Source organism: Helicobacter sp. MIT 05-5294 (assembly GCF_000765675.1).
In the GTDB taxonomy this organism is placed as follows: domain Bacteria; phylum Campylobacterota; class Campylobacteria; order Campylobacterales; family Helicobacteraceae; genus Helicobacter_D.
In genome coordinates this window covers 67,548-73,976 of sequence record NZ_JRPA02000010.1, presented here as the reverse complement: position 1 = coordinate 73,976, position 6,429 = coordinate 67,548, and the positions used below count along the sequence as shown (strand labels likewise).

Below are 6,429 nucleotides of genomic sequence, written 5' to 3'. Positions count from 1 at the left end.
TGCCAAAGCTCACAATGTCGCTTTCTTGCTTGATGGCGCACAGAGTGTCGGCTGTGTAGAGATGAATGATGTGATGCAACAAGTAGATTTTCTAGCCCTAAGTGCGCACAAAGGTTTGCTTTCACCTATGGGCGTGGGTGCGCTTGTGGTGGCAGATTCTTTTGATACAGAGCGCATTTCTCCGCTTGTCTTTGGTGGCACAGGAAGCGCAAGTGAAGCAGAGATTCAGCCTAGATTCCCACCCGATAGATTTGAGAGTGGCACACCCAATATGCACGGAATCTCAGGGCTTAAAGCAGGTTTAGAGTGGATTAACTCTAAAGGAGTTGCGGAGATTCACAAATATGAACTCCTTTTAAGAGAACAGCTTATCAATGGACTTAGCAGAATCCCAAACCTTAAGATTTATCAAACACAAGGGCAAAGTGGCGGGACTTTGTCGGTGGATTTACCGCGCTACACACTATCAGAAGTGGGCGAGATTTTAGATAGAGAGTTTGGAATCTGTGTGCGTGTAGGGTTGCATTGCTCCCCCTCTAGCCATAGGAGTTTGGGGAGTTTTGAACGCGGAGGGACGATTCGCCTAAGTCCGGGTGTATTTAACACAAAGCAACATATAGAATCCACGATTGACGCGCTAAAAGACATCGCGCGAAGACAACCATAAGGCTAAATAAATGATAAAAGGCTATATTCTCGTATTTACAACATCAAGTGCGTTTGAAAGCGAAACGCTGTTAAAGGATTTGCAAATTTTTGTCAAGCTCGTGCCTACACCGCGCGAATTTTCAAGTGATTGCGGAATCTCTGTGTATTTTGAAGCAGAAGATGAAAAAACATTAGAGAGAATCCAAAATGCCCTCAACGCACAAAACATTGAATACGAGATAAAAATGGTTTAATTTATGAAACAAATTTCACCTGCTTTGGTGCAAATCCTCAATTTTAGCAACCAAAGATTCTACCGCTGCGTCATTGTGAGAAAACCGCTAGGTTTTCGTGGTAATCTACAATATAATGACAGCGGGTAGTTCTGTATTATAGATTCGCAAGTGTGAGCAAATCGCCAACGCAATAATAATGGGAAGATTGTTGTTTTTGGTGTTGTCTCGCAATGACGAAAGGCAAGATTCTAGGCTGTGGATTGCTACCTCTCTCGCCTCTTCTTAAATTCTCTTTTTAGCTTTGGCGCTTCGAAGAAAAAGAATCGCAAATATGCAAATATTCGCCTACTCGCTCGTGCTTTATTGGCTTCTATTAAAGCCTCACCAAGCTTATAAGTGAAGCATTGCTTCTCTTTGATAGCTTCTTGATAATCCACATAAGATTCCAAAGGCGGAAGCTTCAAGCTAGGATTCTTTGCAATTCTTGCTTGATATTTGCTCTGTTCTTCTCTATGGAATTCTTTGATAAATGACAAAACATAAAGCATTCTAATATATCCCCATAAACTTTTAGAGTTTAGTATTATTGCTTGTCCAAGCTTATAGGCTAAATGATTGTGGATTCTATTCTTTGCGGAATCTTTTGTTGGGATAATAGAAGCCTTAGCAAACGCATTTTGAGTTGGAATCTGCGATTGTCTCGTCTGCACCCCAACATTACCAACATTAACGATTCTGCGGTGTCTGCTCCGTCTTATCAATTCTTGAAAAGACATTTTCATAGGATTAAAGGGCTTGATTTGTCCTTTTGCAATTCTCTCTTCCAAGCAATCCAAATAAAAATTAATATCCTGCGTTAAATCTATTCCCCTAAAATCAGAAAAATGATATTGCCACCATTGGAGATTTAAAAGCCTCTTTATCGTTGGCTCATCGAAGCGATATTTTCGGATTCGCGCGGGATTCCCTGCTACGACTGCATAGGGCGGGACATCTTTGGTTACCACAGAATTTTGCGCGATGACACAACCCGTGTGTAACACGATTCCGGGCTTTAGCAATGTGTTTGCGCACACATAAACATCATTTTCTAATATTGGGGGGGGGGGGGGCGGAACAAGATGATAATACAATCCCCAATCCTTAGTAAAACACTCCCCACTATGCGCTTTGGCGGAATCCTTGAAGATATAAAAGTTTGGGTCATAAGTGCAAGAGGAAGTGCTAAAAAGCCCAAGCGGGTGATGCGCTTTGATAAAACTAAGCCCCACAGCAATAGAACAATACCGCCCTACTTGCATATCAAGGCGCGAAATAGTCGCATTAGAGTAACTAATACTCCCCATAGCACAGAGATTCTCTCCTGCATTAATACACGCATATTCCTCCATATCGCCCTCTTCCGGGACATTAATCATTTGCCCTTCTTTGAAACGACAAAGATTTGCATTGGTATGCGCACATTGAACTTTGTGCTTGATGAGATATTTTATCGCATATTCATTGAGACAGATTCTCATTCTATTCCACCGTTACGCTTTTTGCTAGATTGCGTGGCATATCTACATCATTGCCCAATCTCACCGCCACTTCTAATGCAAAAATCTGCAAAACCACCATCATAGAGAAAAACTCCACCATATAATGCGAAGTATGCGGAATCTTAATCCAATCATCACAACCCTCATAATACTCTGCACTTAAGGCGCAAAGTGTCGCATCACGCGCACTAAGCTCTTCTACATTGCTTTTAATCTTATCATACAAGAGATTCTGTGGCATTAACGCAACGCAAAACAATCGCGAATCCGCCAAAGCAATAGGTCCATGCTTCATTTCGCCACTTGGATAGCCTTCTGCATGTAAATAGCTGATTTCTTTGAGTTTAAGCGCACCCTCCAAAGCAAGAGGATAAAAAATATCTCGCCCAATAAAGAAGAATCCATGCCCATGCAAATATCGGCGTGATAGTCGTTTAATGTGTTCGTGCGCCTTTTTATCTACTTTTGTTGTGCGCACCGCTTCCAGCATTGTCTTGGTTTGTTGTTGAATCTCACTTTTGCCTAAGATTCCACATTTTTGAGCGATGAAATTTGCCAAAATCCACAACACCATAACCTGCGTAGCAAAGGCTTTGGTGCTTGCTACGCCCTTTTCAATCCCCGCGCGTGTGAGCAAACCAAAATCGCTTTGGCGCACGATGGAGCTATTATCTACATTGCAGATTCCAAGCGTCTTTAACCCAGCTTTTTTAGCCAACTTCAAAGCCTCCAAAGTATCCGCGGTTTCTCCACTTTGAGAAATGACGACAAAAAGCTCTTTTTGGCGCAAAATCGGCTCACGATAGCGAAACTCACTCGCGATTTCCACTTTGGTTTTAAGCTTAGCAATCCGCTCTAGCAGATAGCTCCCCGCAATCGCCGCGTGATAGCTCGTGCCACACGCACAAAGCGTGATGGATTCTACCTCGCTAAAGTCTAGCCCATTCAACTCTTCTAAACTAAAGGAATCCTCGCTCACGCGCCCCATCATTGTTTCTAGCAACACTTTATGTTGCTCGTAAATTTCCTTTTCCATAAAAAAAGTGAAGCCATCTTTTTGTGCAGAAAGCTTATCTCCGCTTAATGGCTTGATCTTAGGAAGCATATGGAATCCCCCCACCTCACACGCACCTACTGCACCATCTTCTAAATAACACACTTCATTTGCAAGTCCAATCAAAGGCGCGTCTGATGAAGCGAAGTAAATCGCCTCTTTCCCCAGCTTATCTTCACCTTTGCCGATGATGAGAGGCGAACCATTCTTCGCATAATAAATCGTATTGGGAGATTTTTGCGTGATGAGCAGAATCGCATAAGCACCTTTGAGTTCGGCAATCGTTTGAGAAAACGCTTCTAAAACACTCGTGCTTGTCTCCAAATGCGATTCAAACAAATGCACAATCACTTCTGTGTCGGTTTGAGAAAGAAAAGTGCGCCCTTGCGTTTGCAAACGCTCTTTAATGCTTTGGTAGTTTTCAATGATTCCATTATGCACCACATTGCTAAAATGCCCAAAATGCGGGTGAGCATTGACTTCTGTCGGCTTACCATGCGTCGCCCAGCGCGTATGCCCAATCCCCAAACCAAAACCATTGAAAAAAAAATCCTCGCATTTGCGCTCTAAATTGACCAACTTACCCACCGCTTTGAAGTTACGCAATTCTCCATTTTCTAACACACAAATTCCCGCCGAATCATAACCGCGATATTCTAGCTCTCTTAAGCCATTAATCAAAATAGACTTTTTTTCATCATTGCCAATATAACCAATAATCCCGCACATTTTATTCTCCTAAAACTACATAGCTCTTATTTTGGCATAAAATAGGTAAAGAAATAGTAAATGGATTGTATTTTATTAAGTTTATGCTAAAATCCAAAGTTTTAAAGGCAAAAATTATGGTAAATGGCAAGATTTGGCAAGGGTAACTTTATAGAATTTTGCACAACCTAAAAGAATCCAAAAACTCCAATCTAAAGGCAACGAATGCAAACTTACTTTTTCACAGGCGCAGCGGGTTATATCGGCTCACACACTGCTTATTATTTCCTAAAAAATAGTGATTGTAGAATCGTAATTTTTGATAATTTATGTAGCGGATTTAAGCAAAATGTAGAATTTTTACAGCGCACATTTCCCAATCGTGTGGAATTTTTTGAGGGGGATTTGGGAGATTGCAATGCGTTAAGGAATGCGCTAAAATCGTATAAAATGAGTGCAATTGTGCATTTTGCAGCTTCTTTAATCGTGCAAGAATCCGTGCAAAATCCCTTGAAATACTTTAAAAACAATGTTGCAAATACCACAAATCTCCTACAAATTTCGCAAGAACTTAACATTAATCAATTTCTTTTTAGCTCCACTGCTGCGGTGTATGGTGAGCCAAAAACACACGCGCCCATTGATGAGAAAACCTCGCCAAATCCCATTAATCCTTATGGAGATTCCAAACTGATGATTGAGAAGATTCTACATTCTTTAGAGGTTGCAAATCCAAAGTTTAAAAGCGTGATTTTGCGCTATTTCAATGTCGCAGGGGCATTAATGGACAAACCCGGCAGTTTGGGACAAAGGGCAAAAAACGCCACACATTTAATCAAAGTAGCCGTTGAATGCGCCACAGGCAAACGCGAAAAAATGCAAATTTTTGGGGAAGATTATCCAACAAAAGACGGCACTTGCATTCGGGATTATATTCATATTGATGATTTGGCAAGTGCGCATTTTTGCGCTTTAGAATCCCTAAAGACAACCCAAACTTCAGAAGTTTATAATGTCGGCTATGGGCGAGGGTTTAGCGTCAAAGAAGTGATTGATTGCATTAAAAAGATAAGCGGAAAGGATTTTTGCGTAGAAAGTGCAGCAAGAAGAGAGGGCGACCCTAGTATTTTAGTGAGCGATAACGCCAAAATCCTACAATCCACAAAATGGAATCCGCAATTTAACCAACTAGAAACGATTTGCAAAAGCGCGTATTTGTGGGAGCAAAACCTACAAAGCGCACACCCACATTAAGTTTGCCCACACTTGCAAATCCGCGCCTCAGAATCTCATCTTTCGTCATTGCGAGGATTCCGCAAGGAATCCGTGGCAATCCTAGAATTTCGCCATTGTAGAATCCTCTTTTGTTTAACATTGTAGATTACCACGAAAACCTAGCGGTTTTCTCTCAACAAAGGATTGCCTTTTCTTATCTGTGAGTTTTGTATTAGCCCTTGGCTTTTAAGGATTCCATAGTTTAGTTAAGATTTGGATTTTGCCACAACATTACGGCGATATTTGGTTCTTTGGGTTCGCGCACAATCTCAAAAACAACTTCCAAAGGAAGATTAAAAGGGTCTTTTCTTAAATCAAGGCTTCTATACGCATAAATATCCAACAAAATATCATCATTTTCTCCCACTCTATCAATATCATTTGCAATCAAAGCATACTTGTATTTGGAGAGATTCTCAATAAACTGCTGAATATTGTGATTTGGCAAATGTTGTAAGACATCTTTGCAAATCGCTAAATCTGCGCTTGGAAGAGTAGAAAAGTCTCCATCATAATGGATAAAATCAATATTTTGTTTTTTGTATTTAGCGAGGTTGCGATTAACCACAAAACTTGCAACATCGTAGCCTTTGTAATCTATGCCTTCAAGATTGAGATTCTTAGAAAATTGCCAATCCCCACACCCAATATCCACAACGCTTTGAATCTGATACGATTTAAAAAACTGCTGCAAAAACTGCACATAGCCCACATTAATATGTTCTCTCGAACCGCTTCCACTGCCATAGCCCCAAGTGTTGGTTTCGTATATTGTGTTAAAAACTTGCGTGAGTTTGTCGTTGCTTTGTTCCAAAAGCAGGTTTTTAGTGAGAGTAATTTCGCCTTTAAGCGATAATATTTCATTGTTTAATTTATCTAATTTCGCTTCTACTCTATCTAAATAAAAGCCCCCTCCCCCCGCAGTCTTTTACGCGTCATTTTAAATAATTTGCCAAAATTCATTACA

Annotated in this window: 7 protein-coding genes; 4 read left to right on the top strand and 3 right to left on the bottom strand. The window is 40.8% G+C overall.

Features of this window, described 5'->3' with window-relative positions:
- The 3 genes from LS69_RS06560 to LS69_RS11105 all read left to right on the top strand — a co-directional run.
- On the top strand, window positions 1-667 hold a 667-nt coding region (locus LS69_RS06560), incomplete at its 5' end, for an aminotransferase class V-fold PLP-dependent enzyme (RefSeq protein ID WP_138123352.1).
- Between the two features lie 10 nt (window positions 668-677).
- Complete coding sequence (locus LS69_RS06555) at window positions 678-902, top strand: DUF3343 domain-containing protein (RefSeq protein WP_138123350.1); 225 nt, start codon at window positions 678-680, stop codon at window positions 900-902.
- 3 nt (window positions 903-905) lie between these two features.
- On the top strand, window positions 906-1,031 hold the full coding sequence (locus LS69_RS11105; RefSeq protein WP_275050966.1) for a hypothetical protein: 126 nt from the start codon (window positions 906-908) through the stop codon (window positions 1,029-1,031).
- Between the two features lie 116 nt (window positions 1,032-1,147).
- Here the strand turns inward: LS69_RS11105 and LS69_RS06550 are convergent, their stop codons facing one another.
- Window positions 1,148-2,404 carry a CatB-related O-acetyltransferase gene (locus LS69_RS06550; RefSeq protein ID WP_138123348.1) on the bottom strand — a complete coding sequence of 419 codons (1,257 nt, stop codon included), beginning with the start codon at window positions 2,402-2,404 and terminating at the stop codon, window positions 1,148-1,150.
- Window position 2,405: 1 nt separating this feature from the next.
- A complete protein-coding gene (gene glmS / locus LS69_RS06545; protein WP_138123346.1) occupies window positions 2,406-4,208 on the bottom strand; it encodes a glutamine--fructose-6-phosphate transaminase (isomerizing) in 1,803 nt (600 codons plus the stop codon).
- Window positions 4,209-4,412: 204 nt separating this feature from the next.
- On the opposite strand from glmS, the gene galE reads away from it, so the two are divergent.
- Window positions 4,413-5,441: a UDP-glucose 4-epimerase GalE gene (galE, locus tag LS69_RS06540; RefSeq protein ID WP_138123344.1), complete on the top strand. Its 1,029-nt coding sequence runs from the start codon at window positions 4,413-4,415 to the stop codon at window positions 5,439-5,441.
- Window positions 5,442-5,664: 223 nt separating this feature from the next.
- Here galE and LS69_RS06535 read toward each other — a convergent pair whose 3' ends face one another.
- Window positions 5,665-6,276 carry a class I SAM-dependent methyltransferase gene (locus LS69_RS06535; RefSeq protein WP_194145450.1) on the bottom strand — a complete coding sequence of 204 codons (612 nt, stop codon included), beginning with the start codon at window positions 6,274-6,276 and terminating at the stop codon, window positions 5,665-5,667.
- Window positions 6,277-6,429 lie beyond the last annotated feature (153 nt).